The organism is Pseudomonas libanensis, assembly GCF_001439685.1.
Taxonomy (GTDB): domain Bacteria; phylum Pseudomonadota; class Gammaproteobacteria; order Pseudomonadales; family Pseudomonadaceae; genus Aquipseudomonas; species Aquipseudomonas libanensis.
The window spans coordinates 485,714-504,266 of record NZ_JYLH01000001.1 but is presented as its reverse complement, the minus strand read 5'-3'; the positions used below and the strand labels follow the sequence as shown (position 1 = coordinate 504,266).

At 60.7% G+C, this 18,553-nt stretch carries 15 protein-coding genes; 3 read left to right on the top strand and 12 right to left on the bottom strand.

The features are described 5' to 3' along the window. Positions 1-116: 116 nt before the first annotated feature. Together pncB and nadE are read left to right on the top strand one after the other, a co-directional pair. Complete coding sequence (gene pncB / locus TU73_RS02145; RefSeq protein WP_003188094.1) at positions 117-1,331, top strand: nicotinate phosphoribosyltransferase; 1,215 nt, start codon at positions 117-119, stop codon at positions 1,329-1,331. 3 nt (positions 1,332-1,334) lie between these two features. Then, positions 1,335-2,162, top strand: a complete 828-nt coding sequence (gene nadE, locus TU73_RS02140) for an ammonia-dependent NAD(+) synthetase (protein ID WP_057010752.1) — start codon at positions 1,335-1,337, stop codon at positions 2,160-2,162. 121 nt (positions 2,163-2,283) lie between these two features. Here nadE and azu read toward each other — a convergent pair whose 3' ends face one another. Then, positions 2,284-2,730 carry an azurin gene (azu, locus tag TU73_RS02135; protein ID WP_043047849.1) on the bottom strand — a complete coding sequence of 149 codons (447 nt, stop codon included), beginning with the start codon at positions 2,728-2,730 and terminating at the stop codon, positions 2,284-2,286. Between the two features lie 332 nt (positions 2,731-3,062). Between azu and TU73_RS02125 the strand changes: the two genes are divergently transcribed. Then, positions 3,063-3,242 (top strand): hypothetical protein, encoded by a 180-nt coding sequence (locus tag TU73_RS02125; protein WP_057010750.1) that lies wholly within the window; start codon positions 3,063-3,065, stop codon positions 3,240-3,242. Positions 3,243-3,288: 46 nt separating this feature from the next. Here TU73_RS02125 and TU73_RS02120 read toward each other — a convergent pair whose 3' ends face one another. From TU73_RS02120 to rpsF, 11 genes are all read right to left on the bottom strand, one after another. After that, positions 3,289-4,179 carry a transglutaminase family protein gene (locus tag TU73_RS02120; RefSeq protein WP_057010749.1) on the bottom strand — a complete coding sequence of 297 codons (891 nt, stop codon included), beginning with the start codon at positions 4,177-4,179 and terminating at the stop codon, positions 3,289-3,291. Next, positions 4,179-6,665: a circularly permuted type 2 ATP-grasp protein gene (locus TU73_RS02115; RefSeq protein WP_057010748.1), complete on the bottom strand. Its 2,487-nt coding sequence runs from the start codon at positions 6,663-6,665 to the stop codon at positions 4,179-4,181. Before TU73_RS02115 ends, TU73_RS02120 begins: the two co-directional genes overlap by 1 nt. Positions 6,666-6,761: 96 nt before the next feature. Next, complete coding sequence (locus tag TU73_RS02110) at positions 6,762-10,052, bottom strand: transglutaminase family protein (protein ID WP_057010747.1); 3,291 nt, start codon at positions 10,050-10,052, stop codon at positions 6,762-6,764. A 187-nt stretch (positions 10,053-10,239) separates the two neighbouring features. Continuing rightward, complete coding sequence (locus TU73_RS02105) at positions 10,240-10,689, bottom strand: hypothetical protein (RefSeq protein ID WP_057010746.1); 450 nt, start codon at positions 10,687-10,689, stop codon at positions 10,240-10,242. Beyond that, positions 10,686-11,606: an Ssp4 family T6SS effector gene (gene ssp4 / locus TU73_RS02100; protein WP_057010745.1), complete on the bottom strand. Its 921-nt coding sequence runs from the start codon at positions 11,604-11,606 to the stop codon at positions 10,686-10,688. Before ssp4 ends, TU73_RS02105 begins: the two co-directional genes overlap by 4 nt. Before the next feature lie 209 nt (positions 11,607-11,815). Next, positions 11,816-14,119: a YgiQ family radical SAM protein gene (locus tag TU73_RS02095; protein ID WP_057010744.1), complete on the bottom strand. Its 2,304-nt coding sequence runs from the start codon at positions 14,117-14,119 to the stop codon at positions 11,816-11,818. 208 nt (positions 14,120-14,327) lie between these two features. Then, positions 14,328-15,725, bottom strand: a complete 1,398-nt coding sequence (dnaB, locus tag TU73_RS02090; protein ID WP_003188079.1) for a replicative DNA helicase — start codon at positions 15,723-15,725, stop codon at positions 14,328-14,330. Positions 15,726-15,835: 110 nt separating this feature from the next. Further along, on the bottom strand, positions 15,836-16,282 hold the full coding sequence (gene rplI / locus TU73_RS02085) for a 50S ribosomal protein L9 (RefSeq protein WP_003171376.1): 447 nt from the start codon (positions 16,280-16,282) through the stop codon (positions 15,836-15,838). An 18-nt stretch (positions 16,283-16,300) separates the two neighbouring features. Then, positions 16,301-17,194 (bottom strand): YybS family protein, encoded by an 894-nt coding sequence (locus TU73_RS02080; RefSeq protein ID WP_057010743.1) that lies wholly within the window; start codon positions 17,192-17,194, stop codon positions 16,301-16,303. A gap of 36 nt (positions 17,195-17,230) precedes the next feature. Next, positions 17,231-17,461 carry a 30S ribosomal protein S18 gene (gene rpsR, locus TU73_RS02075; RefSeq protein WP_002551829.1) on the bottom strand — a complete coding sequence of 77 codons (231 nt, stop codon included), beginning with the start codon at positions 17,459-17,461 and terminating at the stop codon, positions 17,231-17,233. A gap of 28 nt (positions 17,462-17,489) precedes the next feature. Beyond that, a complete protein-coding gene (rpsF, locus tag TU73_RS02070) occupies positions 17,490-17,912 on the bottom strand; it encodes a 30S ribosomal protein S6 (protein ID WP_003236224.1) in 423 nt (140 codons plus the stop codon). Positions 17,913-18,553: the final 641 nt, after the last annotated feature.

Below are 18,553 nucleotides of genomic sequence, written 5' to 3'. Positions count from 1 at the left end.
GGTCATTCCAAAAAAATCACTGGCAAAACCCCACAGGTCTATGCGCCACTAGCCCCCTTCCTTAATAGTGCGTAAAGGCCGGCGCCTCATCGCCGACCCGTCTGGAGATTCCCGTTATGAGCGAGAGTGTGTTTGCCGATCGCATCGTGCAGAACTTGCTCGACACCGACTTCTACAAGCTGACCATGATGCAGGCGGTGCTGCACAACTACCCGAATGTGGAAGTTGAATGGGAGTTCCGTTGCCGCAACAGCGAAGACCTGCGCCCGTACCTGGCGGAGATCCGCTACCAGATCGAACGCCTCGCCGAGCTGAGCCTGAGCCCCGACCAGTTGGGTTTCCTCGAACGCATCAGCTTTATGAAGCCGGACTTTTTGCGCTTCCTCGGGCTGTTCCGTTTCAACCTGCGCTACGTGCAGACCGGTATAGAGAACGGCGAGTTGTTTATCCGCCTGCGCGGGCCGTGGCTGCATGTGATCCTGTTTGAAGTGCCGATGCTGGCCATCGTCAGCGAAGTGCGTAACCGCTACCGCTACCAGACGGTGATCCTCGAACAGGCCCGCGAGCAGCTGTACCGCAAATTCGATTGGCTGACGGCCAATGCCAGCAGTGATGAGCTCTCGGAACTGCAAGTGGCGGACTTCGGTACGCGCCGGCGTTTCTCCTATCGTGTGCAGGAAGAAGTGGTCAGCGTGCTCAAGCACGATTTCCCCGGGCGTTTTGTCGGCACCAGCAACGTACACCTGGCCCGCGAATTCGACATGAAACCCCTGGGCACCATGGCCCACGAATGGATCATGGCCCACCAGCAACTCGGCCCGCGCCTGATCGACAGCCAGATCGCCGCCCTGGATTGCTGGGTACGCGAATACCGTGGCCTGCTGGGCATCGCCTTGACCGATTGCATCACCACTGACGCCTTCCTCGGCGACTTTGATTTGTACTTTGCCAAGCTGTTCGACGGCCTGCGCCACGACTCCGGCGACCCCATCCAGTGGGCGGAAAAAGCCATCGCCCACTACCACAAGCTCGGCATCGAACCGATGAGCAAGACCCTGGTGTTCTCCGACAGCCTGACGCTGCCCAAGGCCCTGGAGATTTTCCGTGCGCTGCGTGGCCGCATTAATGTGAGTTTTGGCATCGGCACCAACCTGACCTGCGATATACCAGGGGTGGAACCGATGAGCATCGTGCTTAAAATGACGGCCTGCAATGGCCAGCCCGTCGCCAAGATCTCCGATGAAGCGGGCAAGACCCATTGCACCGACCCGAATTTTGTCGCCTATTTGCGTCACGTTTTCAAAGTACCTGCCCTTTCCAGCAAGGAGTGAATCATGCAAGCCGTACAGCGTGAGATTGCGCAGCAGCTCAAGGTCCAAGCGCCGTTCAACGACCAGGCCAGCCTTGAAGCCGAGATCGCCCGACGCGTAGCCTTTATCCAGAACTGCCTGCGCAATTCCGGGCTCAAAACCCTGGTGCTGGGCATCAGCGGCGGCGTCGACTCCCTGACCGCAGGCCTCTTGGCCCAACGGGCGGTGCAGGAACTGCGCGCCAGCAGCGGCGACGAGGCTTATCGCTTTATCGCCGTGCGCCTGCCCTACGATACCCAGTTCGACGAACACGACGCCCAGGCTGCGGTGGACTTTATCGAGCCGGACGAGCGCCACACCGTGAACATCGGCCCGGCAGTGAAAGCCCTGGCCAATGAAGTAGCAGCGTTTGAAGGCAAGGCGGCGGTGTCCCGCGACTTCGTACTGGGCAACACCAAGGCGCGCATGCGCATGGTGGCGCAGTACACCATCGCTGGAGCAGCCGGTGGCCTGGTGATCGGCACTGACCACGCGGCAGAAGCAGTGATGGGTTTTTTCACCAAGTTCGGTGATGGCGCCTGCGATCTGGCGCCATTGAGTGGGCTGGTGAAGAACCAGGTGCGTGGGATTGCCCGGCACTTTGGTGCGCCCGAGTCGCTGGTGGAGAAGATCCCGACGGCGGACCTGGAAGACTTGTCGCCGGGCAAGCCGGACGAGGCGTCACATGGCGTGACCTATGCAGAGATTGATGCCTTCCTGCACGGTGAACCGGTGCGTGAGGAAGCGTTCAGGATTATCTGCGAGACCTATCGCAAGACTGAGCACAAGCGGGAGATGCCGTTTGCGCCTTGAGGTGAACCCGATCGTTTTGGGCTGATGTTCAGATCGCCATCGCAGGCAAGCCAGCTCCCACATTTGGAATGCATTTCAACCTGTGGGAGCTGGCTTGCCTGCGATGAACGATAACGCGGTGTTACTTCAGGACCACGGCACCTTTCATCATCGAGATATGGCCAGGGAAGGAGCAGAAGAAGCTGTACTTCTCATCGGCTTTCAGCTTGGAGACGTCGAAGGTCACCGAGTCTTTCTCGCCAGCGCCAATGATCTTAGTGTGGGCGATGATACGGTCATCACCGGCTTTCAGATAATCCTTATCGATACCTGCAGCCATACCGTCAGTAGCCACAGGCTGCATGTTGGCTTCAGTGGTCAGCACCCAGTTATGCCCCATGACGTTCTTGGGCAGGTTACCCGAGTGAGTCAGCTCAACGGTGAACTGCTTACAGCTCTTGTCGATGGTGATTTCTTTGGTGTTGAAGGACATCTGGTCGGTAGAGTCGACGGTGACCTTGCACTCTGCGGCAAGCAACTGGCCGCTCGCCAGAGTCAGCAGGGAAACAGCAACGAGTTTGGCAAACATGTGAATCTCCAAGGCAGGGTTAGAAAACGCGTATTGCGACAAGGGTGCCTCAAGCAGGCTTAAGCTCTTATGATCTGCATCAACAGATTGTATACAACTTTAGGCTATCAGCTTGATCAACACAATCAACCAGCCAAAGTGCCGCAGGCTGCCTATGATCGCTCCATTGCCCACTGGAGTCCGCGCCATGCACCTTAATCACCTGTTCAACGGCCTGCTGGCCGCCTACGCCTGCGGTAAGTGAAGGCGAAAGGCACCTTGAAGCTGCTACCATGACGACCCAAGGCAGCTGCGCGCCGCCCACCCTCACCTTCGACCCTAGAGGATCGCCCATGGCCAAACCTAATTACTCCTTCGCCAAACGTCAGAGAGACTTGGCCAAGGAACAGAAGAAAGAGGAAAAACTGCAACGCAAGAAAGCCGCTGCAGACGAAGAAGCCGGCGCACTGACCCCGGATGCGGAAGGTGAAGTGACTGACGAGACCGAAACCCCGAAAGACCCGGCGGAATAAATTTTGTTGGGGTGAGCAGGCCCTCCCTGCTCGCCACAACCCACCGCTATTCCAGTGGCATCACCGTCACCCGCACCTCCGGGTCATGGCTACCGCCCCCCAGAATCACCCCACGCAACGGCGACACATCAGAGAAATCCCGGCCCCAGGCCAGGGTAATGTGCTCCAGTGCCGGCTGCACATTATTCGTCGGATCAAAATCCACCCAACCCGACTCCGGGCAAAACACCGAGACCCAGGCATGGGACGCGTCGGCGCCGATCAACCGTGGCTGGCCGGGCGGTGGCTGGGTCAGCAGGTAACCGCTGATATAGCGCGCCGCCAGCCCACGCGAGCGCAGGCAGGCGAGCATCAAGTGGGCGAAGTCCTGGCACACTCCGCGCCGCCGCTCCAGCACCTCCACCAGTGGCGTGGCGACCTGAGTGGCTTCGGCATCGAAGGTGAACTCGCTGAAAATCTTCTGCATCAACGCCTGCGTGCCCAGCAGCAAGGGCTCGCCGGGCGGGAAGCAGCTTTCGGAGAACTCGACAAAGGTGTTCTTCAAATGCACGTAAGGCGATTCGAAGCGATAACGACAGGCCTCGATCAGTTCCCCTGCCATGGGCTGGCTGCTGTAGGTCAAGCTGTCGCGAGTCTGGTCCCAGGCCGGCGATTGCTGCAAATCCAGTACAGGCCGCGCCAGCACTTCCACGGTCAGCGCCGCGTTTACCAGCAATTCATCATGGGGCCGTTCGAACGCCAGGCGGGTGATCGGGTTGCCGAACACATCCAGCTCATCGCGACGCGAAGACGGCTGCGGGCTGATCTCCAGCTGCTGCCAGGTACAACGTTGCCAGGCGCACGGCCGTGGCCATAAATGCGCCAATTGCTGCGCCAAGGACACCGGGCTGTCGTAGTGGTAATGGGTATCGTGGAAAATCTGGTAGCGCGCGCTCATCACACCGACACCGTCTGCTGGCTGACATCGTCCACATGGGCAAAATGGCGCAGCGCCAGGCGATCGGACACTTGCCCACTTTCATCGGCGACCGTTTGCAACAGGTCGGCCAGGCCGTCCAGCGCAGCACGCACGCTGGCCTCGCCGAACAACGGGTTCTCCAGGCAGCCCAGCTCGAAGCGCGCCAGGCGCTCCACCAACGGCGCCAGGCCGGTTTCCCGAGGCACACCGAAATCATCATTGAGGCGACGCAGGGTGCGGCTCACCAGTTTCAACTGGAACAGCACCGCATGGGGATTCTGCTCATCGAGCAACAACAGGTCGAGCACCGGGATCAACTGCGGCACCGCCAGGTAGCGCGAGCGATAGGTGATGCTGCTGTTGCCCAGTTCCAGCAACCACTCCAACCCGGCCTGGTCGAACACCGCCACACCGCGCAGGAACGCTGCCAGGCTGCTGCTGAGAAACTGCAGGCGCTCGATACGCCGGCCCATCATCAAGAAACGCCAGCCTTCATCGCGGGTCATGTCGTCCAGGGCAAACCCGGACAGCGCCGCCAGGGACATCACCAGGCGGTTGAGGAAATCCAGCAGCTCGCCAAAATCAGGGGCTTGGCTTTCCAGTTCCAAGGCTTCGCGTTGCAACTCCACCAGGGCCTGCCAGTTTTCCCGGGACAGCTTGCCGCGTACCTGGGACGCCGCCCACTGCAAGCGCTGCAAGTTGGCGCGCAGGCTCGAAGGCCAATCATCACCGAGCAAGGCGGCGAGCAGGCGCTCGGGCAGCTCGCCCTCCTCCGGCAACAGGCGCAGGCTTTCTCCCAGTTCAACCGCTGCCTGCAACGCCAACGGATCATCGCCATCCACATAACGCGCCAGCACGATACGCAGCCAGCGCGCACTGTCATCGCAGCGTTCACAATAGCGGCCAAACCAGAACAGGTTTTCCACCACCCGCGACGGCAAATAAGGGTCGCGACGTACCAGGTCGTGGGCGCCAATCGCACGCTGGGCACGCCACTGTTCGCCAACGTTGGCACGCTCACCCAACACCCAGGTGTCCTTGCTGGCGCCGCCGCGCTGCATCGATACCACCTCAGCATCGGCCTCGGCAGCCACACGGGTCAGGCCACCAGGCAGCACGCGATACCCCTCATCACTGGCCACCGCGTACACGCGCATGCCGATGGCGCGGTGTTGCAGATGGTCTTCCTCGGTATGCCATACCGGCGCCTGGGACAACTGCGCCAGCTCTTGGGCAACGTAGGCGTAAGGCCGTGCGCGCATGCGCTCGGCCAGGGCCTGGCGTTGCTGTTCGTTCAGGTCACGGCCAAAAACCGGGGCGAAACTTTGCGAAGAAAACGCCGGTTTGATCAACAGCTCCGGGAGTTTCTCCAGCGCCTCGGCCAGTACCGGTGCCTCGCCGCACCACCAGGTGGCAATCGACGGCAGGATCAGCGCTTCACCGAACAGGAATTCGTTGATCTTTGGCAGGAAACCCAACAAGCCTGGGGACTCCAGCACACCGCTGCCCAGGGCATTGGCCACCAGCACATTGCCTTGGCGCACGGCGTCCAGCAGGCCAGGCACGCCGAGAGCCGAGTCGGTACGCAGCTCCAGCGGGTCGCAGAAATCGTCGTCGAGGCGGCGCATGATCGCGTGGACCCGACGCAGGCCGCTGAGGGTTTTCAGGAACACAGTGCTGTCGCGCACGGTGAGGTCACCGCCTTCTACCAACGGGTAACCGAGTTGGCGCGCCAGGTACAGGTGTTCGAAATAGCTCTCGTTGAAACGGCCCGGCGTGAGCAGCACGATCAGCGGTGGCTGGTCGTCGCCCGGCGCCTGGCGAGCCAGGGTTTCCTGGAGCGTGCGAAAGAAACCGGTGAGGTGCTGCACCTGCAAATCACGGTACAAGTCCGGGAAGGCGCGGGACACGATGGTGCGGTTTTCCAAAGCGTAGCCGGCGCCCGACGGCGCCTGGGTACGGTCGGCGGTGACCCACCAGCGGCCATCCGGAGTGCGCGCCAGGTCCACGGCGTACAAGTGCAGGAATGCGCCGTCGGGCGGCTGGATGCCCTGGCACGGCCACAGGAAGTTGTTATGCCCGAACACCAGTTCGGCGGGCAGCAAGCCTTCCTTGATCAGGCGCTGCGGGCCGTACAGGTCGGCCAGCACTGCATTGAGCAAGCGCGCCCGCTGGGCGATGCCGGCCGACAGCTGCCGCCACTCATCAGCGGCCAGCACATGGGGCAGCAGGTCCAGCTCCCAGGGGCGGTCAGCGCCCTTGGGGTCGGCGTAGACGTTGTAGGTCACGCCGTTTTCCTGGATTTGCCGGGTCAGAAGCGCCTGGCGCTGGGCCAGTTGCGCGGGCGTGCTGCGTTGCAGGTGATCGAGCAAGCGCTGCCAATGGGCACGCACCGCGCCGCTGGCGTCCAGCAGTTCGTGGTAGGTGCCCGCGGTCAGCGGGTAACGGTCGAGCAAATCGGACATGGAACGCTCGGCAGGGGCAAGGGAAGTCAGGTTAACTCAAATTCACTACGATCCAATGTGGGAGCTGGCTTGCCTGCTCCCACACTTGGATCATGTTCATTCCTTATTTTTTGTAAAACGTCGCAAATCCAAGGTCATTGGCAATTCATCGTTCACCACTACAGCCGGCACCACAAGCTTGCCCGGGCTATGCCCCAAGCGAAAAAACCGCGCCATCCGCCGGCTCTCTGCCTCGTTGGCATTTACCGGCAAGCTGTCGTAATTGCGTCCACCCGGATGCGCCACGTGGTATTGGCAGCCGCCCAGCGAGCGCTGCATCCAGGTGTCGAACAGGTCGAATTTCAATGGCGCGTGCACTGCAATGGTCGGTTGCAGGCAGTTGGCCGGTTGCCAGGCGCGGTAGCGCACGCCAGCGACAAACTCTGCGACGCGGCCGGTCGGTTGCAGTGGCACCGGGATGCCATTGCAGGTCAGCAGGTAGCGTTGCGCTGGCAGGCCAGTCAACTTCACTTGCAGGCGCTCCAGGGACGAATCCACATAGCGTACCGTACCGCCCACCGCGCCCTCTTCGCCCAGCACATGCCAAGGCTCCAAGGCCTGGCGCAGTTCCAGTTCGATACCGCTGACGGCGTAGGCGCCTACCTTGGGAAAGCGGAACTCCAGGTGCGCCGCGAACCATTCGGCACGCAGCGGGTAGCCGGCCGCATTCAGTTCGACGATCACGTCGGCAAAGTCCTGCTCGATAAAATGCGGCAACAGGAAACGGTCATGCAACTCGGTGCCCCAGCGCGCCAGTTTCGGCGGCGCGTAAGGCTCGCGCCAGAATCGCGCCACCAGTGCGCGCAGTAACAACTGCTGGGTCAGGCTCATGCGTGCATGGGGCGGCATTTCAAAGGCGCGTAATTCGAGCAAGCCCAGGCGGCCAGTAGCGCCGTCGGGGGAGTAGAGTTTGTCGATACAGAATTCGGCGCGATGGGTGTTGCCGGTCACATCGATCAGCAAGTTGCGCAGCAGGCGATCCACCAACCACGGCGGACACTCCTCGCCCGGCGCTGGCATCTGCGCGAAGGCGATTTCCAGTTCATACAGCGCATCGTTGCGTGCCTCGTCCACCCTTGGCGCCTGGGAGGTCGGGCCGATAAACAGACCTGAGAACAAGTAGGACAGCGACGGGTGGTTATGCCAATAGCTGATCAGGCTGCGCAGCAGGTCAGGACGGCGCAGGAAGGGTGAGTCCTTGGGCGTCGCGCCGCCCAGCACAAAATGGTTGCCGCCACCGGTACCGGTGTGGCGCCCGTCGATCATGAATTTCTCGGTGGTCAGCCGGGTTTGCCGGGCTTCTTCATAGAGGAATTCGGTGCGCTCCACCAATTCGTCCCAGGTGGCGGACGGTTGTACATTGACCTCGATTACACCGGGGTCCGGCGTGACCCGGAAGTTGCTCAAACGCGTGTCTGCGGGCGGCTCGTAACCTTCCAGCAGCACCGGGCAATGCAACTCTTCGGCGGTGGCCTCGATGGCGGCCACCAGTTCCAGGTAATCCTCGACGCGTTCCAGCGGCGGCATAAACAGGTACAGGCGCCCTTCCCGCGCCTCGGCGCACAGCGCGGTGCGGGTCAGCCAGTCAGCGGACTCGTCGACCTTCGGCACACGCTCATCGCTCGGTCCCGGCTCGCCATGGCTGTGCAGTTGGGCGGTGGTTGGCAGGTCAGGTTGATCCTGATTCGGGTCGGTCGGGTGCACGAACGGATACTCCGCCGCCGCCACCCAGGGTTGGGACGCCAAAGGCAGGCGATAGCCCAGCGGCGAATCCCCCGGCACCAGGCGGCAGTGATTGTCGCGCAGGTACCAGCGACCACTCTGCCAGCGATCATTGGCTGCGGTGCGCGCCAGGGGCAGCACGTGGCCGATGATTTTATCCAGGCCCTGAGCGAAGACTTTGCGCAGGCGTTCGCGCTCCAGTTCGTCGCTCAAGCGCGGGTCCTGGGCGCTGACGTTGTGCGGCAACGCGCCCTCGCGCCACAGGTAGTAGAAGTTGTCTTCAAAGGCCGGGAACACAAAGCGCGCCGGCAGTTTCAAGCGCTCGGCGATGCTGGCCAGGAAGCGCCCGGCCATCGCGCCGTCAGCACCATAATCCTCTTGTTCATCGGCGATCAACGCGCTGTTGTGCCAGATCGGCACGCCATCTCGGCGCCAGTAACAGTTAAGCGACCAACGCGGCAGTTGCTCGCCGGGGTACCACTTGCCCTGGCCGAAATGCACCAGGCCCTTGGGCGCATAGTGCCGGCGCAGGCGTTGGAACAGCTCGGCGGACAGGCGACGCTTGTCCGGCCCCAGGGCGGCGGTGTTCCATTCAGCGCCGTCAGGGTCGTCGATAGAGACGAAGGTCGGCTCGCCGCCCATGGTCAGGCGCACGTCGTGCTTGAGCAGGTCAGCGTCGATCTGCCGGCCCAGGGCCTGGATCGCCAGCCATTGTGCTTCGGTGTAGGGCTGGGTCACCCGTGGCGCTTCCCAGATACGTTCCACCGACATCTCGTGGGTAAATTCACACTCGCACGGCTCAACCAACCCACTGATCGGAGCGGCAGATGATGGATCGGGGCTACAGGCCAACGGGATATGCCCTTCACCGGCGAACAGCCCGGAAGTCGCGTCAAGGCCGATCCAGCCGGCGCCGGGCAAATACACTTCGCACCAGGCATGCAGGTCGGTGAAGTCCACCTCGGTACCGGACGGGCCGTCGAGGGCTTTGACGTCAGCGGTCAGTTGAATCAGGTAACCAGAGACAAATCGCGCCGCCAACCCGAGGTTGCGCAGCAATTGCACCAACAACCAGGCCGAGTCGCGACAGGAGCCGGACGCGTTTTCCAGGGTGAATTCCGGGGTTTGCACGCCCGGTTCCATGCGAATCAGATAACCGATATCAGCGGCCAGGCGCTGATTGAGGCCGACGAGAAAATCCACGGCCGGCAGTGGCGTGCGGTCGATACCCGTCAGATACGCGGTCAACCTTGGAGTCAGCGGCAAGGTTTCCAGGTACGGCGCCAGCTCGCGCTGCTCATCGGCGGCATAGTTAAAAGGGATTTTTTCAGCGTAGGGTTCCAGGAAAAAGTCGAACGGGTTGAACACGGCCATCTCGGCGACCAGGTCAACTTCAATGCGCAACTCGTCAGTCTTTTCCGGGAACACCAGGCGCGCCAGGTAATTACCCTGGGGGTCTTGCTGCCAGTTGATGAAATGCTGCTCCGGCAGCACTTTCAGCGCGTAAGACAGTATCCGCGTACGGCTATGGGCTGCCGGGCGTAGCCGAACGATCTGCGGGCCGAGTTCAACAGCGCGGTCGTAGCGGTAGTGCGTAACGTGGTGCAACGCGACATGAATCGACACGGCGGCCTCCTGCGAGCCAGGGCATAAGCACAACGCGCGCAAGACTTATGCCAGTGCGGCGGTCATTGCACTTCATCGTGGGGCCCGGTGCAGTACAGCACCAAAACGGCGCCAACGTGGGTGCCGTGGTGCGAGTGACGCACATATTTGTAGCGCGGACATGAGGGTGGGCGGTGAACCTACCCGGTCAACGGTGTCTGTGTCGGGCAATCATGACTTGGCGCAGACAGCGGACTTCGACCAGTTTCTGGCGCATTTCACGGTGGCGTTTGCTGTTGAACAGCAATAACCCAAGCAATGGAAACAACAGGCTCAAGGCATATACCAGCCCATTCGGTTGATCATTGAGTGTTGGCAATACACCCAGAAAGCATACCCCCAGCAGCATCACTAACGGCCACATCCATTGGGGACGCCCGCGTGCAATCATGAAATTGCAGTGCACAATGACTAGCGTGAGTGCGATACCCACCAGGAAGGAGTACTTGGCGTTATCTGCCATGGACAGGCTTGGCATATAGCTGTCGAAGAACACCGGAACCGCAAACACGAGGGTGAAAATGCAGGCAAATATCGCCCCCATAAAGACTGGGAAATACGTCGACAGAAAACTGCGAATGCTAGGCAGCTCGTTCATTGCTCGGCCTCCTCATACAGCCCTATGGCAATTGTGCGCACGTTCCCTGACACCGCACTGCCGGTAAAACCGATGGCCGCACCCAACGCGTCCTTGATCTGCGTGACCGTTGCATGCTTGACCTCGGTGGGCGTGAACCGCTTAGGCAATTCGCCCGACAACTGCTTCAACTTGATCATCTTGGACGTCAAGCGTGGGTCGTTGATGCTCAGCAGCTCTTTGGTCAACTTGGCGCGCTCCTGTCGATTCAGGCCCCTGAGCACCTCTCTCACACTTTTCCCGGTGGCGGCCTTATTCAGCCGCACCAGCTTGACCGTTGCCAACGCCGATGAACCCACCCCAATCAACGACGCCGCATCCAGGGCAATCATGGTGTATTGGTACCATTCCTCACTGTCGAGCTGATCATTGCGTGCAGGATTGCGGACCTCATTGACCGTGCGATAGCCGCTGGCAAAACACTGCACAGAACTGGCTGCCGCAGCCGTGTAGCCGAGCGCCACGACTACCGAACTGGCGCCCGCCGAAAACGGGACCGCGACGGAACCACTGAGCACCACAATCCACCCGATGACCGCGCCGGCACACGATAGCGTGGTATTGACCGCTTCACCCACCAACCGGGACTCACGCGGATTGTCTTGCACCTGCTGGGCGAATTGCGTTGGCGCGATGTACTTCTGCGCCTCTCGCAGGATCACACGCTTGGGTGCGATGCTGCAGATGGGCTGAAATTCGCGCAGGGTGACAACGTTGAAATCGGCATCGATATACACCACACCTGCACCGACAATGGCGGGGTCGGCGTCGATGGCCGCAAACAGGCGCGGCAGGTTGATCTGGCTTTCGATGCGCTGGCGCGCCATGAACTGGGAGCGGTTGAAGTCCATGCCGATGCCGGCCAGGGGGTTGCCCATGGTTGTTCGTCCTTGAAAGTGAGGGTGGCCGATCGGGCCTCATCGGGGGCAAGCCCCCTCCCACATTTGGACCTGTGAACACAGTCAGTGTGGGAGGGGGCTTGCCCCCGATAGTGATCTAATGGGCGCCACCTTACCAAACAGACTCACCACCGACCAGAAAGCAAAACGCCAGCACGAGGCTGGCGTTTTGTAGGTTCAGGCTGCGATCAACGCGGCACCACCGGCTTGCGTGCAGGCTTGCCGCCCTTGCCCTTGGCCGCATCGCTGCGCTCCTTGGCTGCCTGCTTGTTGCGCGCCTGGGCCGCGGCCTTGGCTTGCTCACGCTTGTCCCACGGGTTGCTGCCGTCGCTGCCACGGGGTGGCAGGCCGGTGTGCTGGGTAAGGATTTTGGTCGTGGTTTCCTTAGCGACCTTGTGGCTGCCGGCCGGCGTCGAGTTTTTGCGACGGGCGCTCTGGTAGCTGTCGGTAGCCGGCTGGTGCAGCGGGATCAGCTGGTCCTTGCCCGGCCCGATCAGGTCGGCACGGCCCATGCGGGTCAGCGCTTCACGCAGCATCGGCCAGCCCTTCGGGTCGTGGTAGCGCAGGAACGCCTTGTGCAGACGGCGCTGCTCTTCGCTCTTGACGATGGTCACCGCGTCGCTCTTGTAAGTGACCTTGCGCAGCGGGTTCTTGCCCGAGTGGTACATCGCCGTGGCGGTAGCCATTGGCGAGGGGTAGAACGCCTGCACCTGGTCGGCACGGAAGCCGTTGCCCTTGAGCCACAGGGCCAGGTTCATCATGTCTTCATCGGTGGTGCCTGGGTGGGCGGCGATGAAGTACGGGATCAGGTACTGCTCCTTGCCCGCTTCCTTAGTGTACTTCTCGAACATGCGCTTGAACTTGTCATAGCTGCCAATGCCCGGCTTCATCATCTGGTTGAGCGGACCTTCCTCGGTGTGTTCCGGGGCGATCTTCAAGTAGCCACCCACGTGGTGGGTCACCAGCTCTTTCACATACTCAGGCGACTCGACGGCCAGATCGTAGCGCAGGCCGGAAGCGATCAGGATCTTCTTCACACCCGGCAACGCACGGGCGCTGCGATACAGCTGGATCAATGAAGAATGGTCGGTGTTCAGGTTCGGGCAGATGCCAGGGAACACGCAGGATGGCTTGCGGCACGCGGATTCGATTTCCGGGCTCTTGCAGGCGATGCGGTACATGTTCGCGGTCGGGCCGCCGAGGTCGGAAATCACCCCGGTGAAACCCGGGACCTTGTCGCGGATCTCTTCGATCTCGCGAATGATCGACTCTTCGGAACGGTTTTGGATGATGCGGCCTTCGTGCTCGGTGATCGAGCAGAAGGTACAGCCGCCGAAGCAGCCACGCATGATGTTCACCGAGAAGCGGATCATGTCGTAGGCCGGAATTTTCTCCTTGCCGTACGCCGGGTGGGGTACGCGGGCGTAAGGCATGCCGAACACGTAGTCCATTTCTTCGGTGGTCATCGGGATGGGCGGCGGGTTGAACCACACATCCACTTCCCCATGCTTCTGCACCAGGGCGCGGGCGTTGCCTGGGTTGGTTTCCAGGTGCAACACGCGGTTGGCGTGGGCGTAGAGCACCGCGTCGCCACGGACTTTTTCCACCGACGGCAGGCGGATCACGGTCTTGTCGCGGGTCATGCGCGGGCTGGCCAGGATCTGCACGACCTTGGCTTCTTCCGGATCATCGACCGGCCCCTTTTCCTGCTCGATGGCGCAGGCCTGGGTGTCCTGGGTGTTGACGTACGGGTTGATGATCTTGTCGACCTTACCCGGACGGTCAATGCGCGTGGAATCCACTTCGTACCAGCCGGCTGGCGTATCACGGCGGATGAACGCGGTACCGCGCACATCAGTGATGTCTTCGATCTTGTGGCCCCACGACAGGCGCTGGGCCACCTCGACGATGGCGCGCTCAGCGTTGCCGTACAGCAGGATATCGGCGGTGGCGTCGATCAGGATCGAGTTGCGCACGCGGTCCTGCCAGTAGTCGTAGTGAGCAATACGACGCAGGGAAGCTTCGATACCGCCGAGTACGATCGGCACGTTCTTGTAGGCTTCCTTGCAACGCTGGCTGTACACCAGGCTGGCGCGGTCCGGGCGTTTGCCGGCCATGCCGCCGGGGGTGTAGGCGTCGTCGGAACGGATCTTCTTGTCGGCGGTGTAGCGGTTGATCATCGAGTCCATGTTACCGGCCGCGACACCGAAGAACAGGTTCGGCTCGCCGAGCTTCATGAAATCGTCTTTGGACTGCCAGTTCGGCTGGGCAATGATCCCGACGCGGAAGCCCTGGGCCTCCAGCAGCCGGCCGATGATCGCCATGCCGAACGACGGATGGTCAACGTAGGCATCACCGGTGACGATGATGATGTCGCACGAATCCCAGCCAAGCTGATCCATCTCCTCCCTGCTCATCGGCAGGAATGGCGCAGGACCGAAACATTCGGCCCAGTACTTGGGATAGTCAAATAACGGCTTGGCTGTTTGCATGACGGTGACCGGTGTTGAGATGAAAAATCGCGGGCGCGGAATATAGCACAAAATTTGACCAATTCCGACGGCAGTAGTAGGAATTGTGGCGGTCCTGAATTGTGAACCCATTCAAATGTGGGAGCGGGCTTGCTCGCGAAGGTGGTGTGTCAGTCAATACACCTGCTGACCGATCCACCGCCTTCGCGAGCAAGCCCGCTCCCACAAACTACTCGTCGTCGTCGAAGTTGTAGCTGCCCGGCGCGAGGTTTTCGAAGCGCGTGTATTTGCCGATAAACGCCAGGCGGATAAACCCGATCGGCCCGTTCCGCTGCTTGCCGATGATGATTTCGGCGATGCCTTTGTGTTCCGTTTCGGGGTGATACACCTCGTCGCGGTACACGAACATGATGACGTCGGCGTCCTGCTCGATCGCTCCGGATTCCCGCAAGTCAGAGTTCACCGGGCGCTTGTTGGGACGTTGTTCCAGGGAACGGTTGAGCTGGGACAGCGCCACCACCGGGCAGTTGAATTCCTTGGCCAGGGCCTTGAGGGAACGGGAGATTTCGGAAATCTCGTTGGTGCGGTTGTCGCCGCTGGAACCCGGGATCTGCATCAACTGCAGGTAGTCGATCATGATCAGGGCGATGTCGCCATGCTCACGTACCAGGCGGCGGGTGCGCGCACGCATTTCGGACGGGCTGATACCAGCGGTGTCGTCGATGAACAGCTTGCGGTCATTAAGCAGGTTGACCGCCGAGGTCAGGCGCGGCCAGTCGTCGTCCTCCAATTGGCCAGAACGCACTTTGGTCTGGTCGATACGCCCCAGGGAAGAGAGCATACGCATGATCAGCGATTCGCCTGGCATCTCGAGGGAGTACACCAGCACCGCCTTGTCGCTGCGCAGTACGGCGTTTTCCACCAGGTTCATCGCAAAGGTGGTCTTACCCATGGACGGACGGCCGGCGACGATGATCAAGTCGGATGGCTGCAGGCCGCTGGTCTTTTCGTCGAGGTCGGTGTAGCCAGTGGATATACCGGTAATGGCGGCATCGGTGTTGAACAAGGTGTCGATACGGTCGATGGCCTTGGTCAGCAGGTCGTTGACACTGACCGGGCCACCGGTCTTGGGCCGCGCTTCGGCGATCTGGAAGATCTGGCGCTCGGCTTCGTCAAGGATCTCGGCGGCAGTGCGGCCTTCGGGGTTGAAGGCACTGTCGGCGATCTCGGTGCTGATACCGATCAACTGGCGCAACGTGGCCCGCTCGCGGACGATCTGCGCATAAGCCTTGATGTTGGCGACAGACGGGGTGTTTTTCGCCAGCTCACCGAGGTAGCCCAGGCCACCGACCTGGGAGGTCTGGCCTTCCTTGTCCAACTGCTCGGCCAGGGTCACCACGTCGATCGGTGAGTTCTGGTCGGCCAGCTTGGCGATGGCGCGGAAGATCAAGCGGTGGTCATGGCGGTAGAAATCACCGTCCGAGACTTGATCCAGCACGCGTTCCCAGGCGTTGTTGTCCAGCATCAAGCCACCGAGCACGGCCTGTTCGGCCTCGATGGAATGCGGCGGCACCTTCAGGGCAGCGGTTTGCAGATCGTATTGCTCAGGAGCGGAGATTTCGTTCATGGCCACTTGGAATTTGGGGTGTGTAGAAAAACAAAAGGCACGACCTGTAAACAGGATCGTGCCCGATGTTAACCGGCTGACACGCGAGGTGCCAGTCAGTTAGGTGCGACTTAAGCTGCTACCACGACAACGCGTACGGTGGCTTCAACTTCGGCGTGCAGGTGCACGGCTACGTCGAATTCGCCTACGTTGCGGATGGTGCCGTTCGGCAGACGAACTTCGCTCTTCTGCACTTCAACGCCGGAGGCGGTCAGTGCATCGGCGATGTCGTGGGTGCCGATCGAACCGAACAGCTTGCCTTCGTCACCGGCGGTGGCAGTGATAGTCACTTCCAGCTCAGCCAGTTGGGCAGCGCGAGTTTCGGCCGACGCTTTTTTGTCTGCTGCGGCTTTTTCCAGCTCAGCACGACGCTCTTCAAACGCAGCCAGGTTGGCAGCGGTTGCAGCGGTGGCTTTGCCGTATGGCAGCAGGTAGTTACGACCGTAACCGGCCTTAACGTTCACTTTGTCGCCCAGGTTGCCCAGGTTGGCGACTTTTTCCAGAAGGATCAGTTGCATGTGAAAATCCTCTAACTTTTAACCTTCACCGTTCGCGTTATCGGCGGCTTTCGACGCCAGACGACCGCGAAAATCAATCAGGCCGTCGACAATGGCCAAGACCACGAGTAACGGATAAATCAGCTGCATGAACAGCAACAGCGTGACGTACAACCCCACCAGCCAGAACCTGGCCAGGCGCTTGCGCGCAACCAGCCCATGGATCAGGGCCAGCCCGGCAAACACCAGCGGTACGCTGCAAATCGGCGCCAGCAAGGCCATCTGTGGGCCGAAGTTCGGCCCGACAACCATGCACGCCAGCAGCAACATCGCCGGCCCCGCTGGGATTCTGATACTGCGAAACTCGCGACCAAAACCACCCGGGTTGTACAACAACGCCTGCCAATAACGCCCAAGAATCAGGCTCAGCACGCTGACGACCTGCAACAATGCCGCAATCAGGCCGGTCAGGACCGGGGCAATCAGTGACGCAAACCGCGCTCGCTCATCTACCGACAAATGCTGGTAGAGATCCCCGAGGGCCAGCGGCAGGATCTTGACGATTTCCTGCGACAGCGCCTCGATTTGCGGGCGGAAAGCCGCGCCAAGCATCACTGAGTACACCAACCCCAATGCCACGCTGACCAGCAGCGTACGGACCCAGGACTCACTTGCGCGCAAAACCAACGCAAGGCTCGATGACCCCAGCAGTACCAGAAGTACCCGTGGATCACCCATTTGCAGCCACCAGATCAAGGCCGGCAACAAACCCAGGGCAAGAACGCCAAGGGCGTCCTTCAAACCGCGCCGCAGCAGCACAAGGCAACCTGCGGCAGCACCCAACCAATAAAGCAACGGCAATGCCGCACAGCCAGCCACTACCAGAGTGGCCTGCATACGACCGCGCATGATGAACTCAGCTAAGGCGCGCATGCATTCAATCCCTTACTACTTGTCGACTGCCCGGTCTCAGCGGCCGTGGCTGTCGGTGTAGGCCAGCAGGGCCAGGAAGCGGGCGCGCTTGATAGCGGTGGCCAGCTGACGCTGATAACGTGCTTTGGTACCGGTGATACGGCTTGGAACGATTTTGCCGGTCTCGGATACGTAGGCTTTCAGAGTGTTGAGATCTTTGTAATCGATCTCTTTCACGTCTTCAGCGGTGAAGCGGCAGAATTTACGACGACGGAAGAAACGTGCCATTTGATAGGCTCCTTAAAAGGTCCGTGGATTACTCGTCAGCGTTATCGCTGTTGTCGCTGTCATCACTATCAGCGCTATCAGCGCCTTCGTGCTCAGGACGGTCGCGACGCTCACGGCGCTCACTGCGGTTTTCTTCAGCCTTGAGCATCTCGGATTGGCCGGTAACGGCTTCTTCGCGACGGATGACCAGGTTACGGATCACTGCATCGTTGTAGCGGAAGTTGTCTTCCAGCTCGGCCAGGGCCTTGCCAGTGCACTCAACGTTCAGCATCACGTAGTGAGCCTTATGAACATTGTTGATTGCGTAGGCCAGTTGACGACGGCCCCAATCTTCCAGACGGTGGATTTTGCCGCCGTCTTCTTCGATCAGCTTGGTGTAACGCTCAACCATGCCGCCGACTTGCTCGCTTTGATCCGGGTGGACCAAAAAGATGATTTCGTAATGACGCATGAATGCTCCTTACGGGTTGTAGCCTGCCGCTCAAAAACGGTCAGACAAGGAGTGAATGACACTTATGGATCCTGCCGCAGGGGAGGCACATGCGTGCCTGCCAGGAAGGCAAGGGGCGCAATTGTAGAGAAGGGGGAGAGGCGGCGCAAGGTGATTGGTGATTATTTGAACAATCCTGAATAAACACCACAAAACCAATGTGGGAGCTGGCTTGCCTGCGATGACGGCCTGCCAGCCGATGCCAATCTACCTGACACCCCGCAATCAAACTGTGGGAGCGGGCTTGCTCGAGAAGGCGGCCTGACAGGCGACACAGCTATACCGGGTACATATCCATTCCTGCGGTAACGGCCACTTAGGGTTCCGCTCTGACAGCGGGTCACTTTGGAAAAGAGCCCCAAAGTAACCAAAGGGCTCTTGCCCCACCACTCGGCACCTCGCCTAGGCTCGGTGTGCCCGTAATCCGCCAGTGATTTGGGGGGCCGCCGCCACGCGCCATCCATGGCGCGGGGCGGCTAAACCGGCATCCCTGCCGGTTTACCCCCCAAATCCCTGTCGAATTCCGGCCAGCGTGGTTTAACGGGGCGCCTGAGATCAAGATCAAGAGCGGCTCGCTTCGCATCGTGGTTACCGTTGAGCGC

Bases quoted from the DNA above. Each gene is read 5' to 3' on its own strand.
- pncB (WP_003188094.1), top strand. From the start codon at position 117: ATGAGCGAGAGTGTGTTTGCCGATCGCATCGTGCAGAACTTGCTCGAC.
- rpsR (WP_002551829.1), bottom strand. From the start codon at position 17,461: ATGGCACGTTTCTTCCGTCGTCGTAAATTCTGCCGCTTCACCGCTGAA.
- rplI (WP_003171376.1), bottom strand. From the start codon at position 16,282: ATGCAACTGATCCTTCTGGAAAAAGTCGCCAACCTGGGCAACCTGGGC.
- TU73_RS02080 (WP_057010743.1), bottom strand. From the start codon at position 17,194: ATGCGCGCCTTAGCTGAGTTCATCATGCGCGGTCGTATGCAGGCCACT.
- TU73_RS02120 (WP_057010749.1), bottom strand. From the start codon at position 4,179: ATGAGCGCGCGCTACCAGATTTTCCACGATACCCATTACCACTACGAC.
- TU73_RS02115 (WP_057010748.1), bottom strand. From the start codon at position 6,665: ATGTCCGATTTGCTCGACCGTTACCCGCTGACCGCGGGCACCTACCAC.
- ssp4 (WP_057010745.1), bottom strand. From the start codon at position 11,606: ATGGGCAACCCCCTGGCCGGCATCGGCATGGACTTCAACCGCTCCCAG.
- dnaB (WP_003188079.1), bottom strand. From the start codon at position 15,725: ATGAACGAAATCTCCGCTCCTGAGCAATACGATCTGCAAACCGCTGCC.
- azu (WP_043047849.1), bottom strand. From the start codon at position 2,730: ATGTTTGCCAAACTCGTTGCTGTTTCCCTGCTGACTCTGGCGAGCGGC.
- rpsF (WP_003236224.1), bottom strand. From the start codon at position 17,912: ATGCGTCATTACGAAATCATCTTTTTGGTCCACCCGGATCAAAGCGAG.
- TU73_RS02095 (WP_057010744.1), bottom strand. From the start codon at position 14,119: ATGCAAACAGCCAAGCCGTTATTTGACTATCCCAAGTACTGGGCCGAA.
- TU73_RS02105 (WP_057010746.1), bottom strand. From the start codon at position 10,689: ATGAACGAGCTGCCTAGCATTCGCAGTTTTCTGTCGACGTATTTCCCA.
- nadE (WP_057010752.1), top strand. From the start codon at position 1,335: ATGCAAGCCGTACAGCGTGAGATTGCGCAGCAGCTCAAGGTCCAAGCG.
- TU73_RS02125 (WP_057010750.1), top strand. From the start codon at position 3,063: ATGGCCAAACCTAATTACTCCTTCGCCAAACGTCAGAGAGACTTGGCC.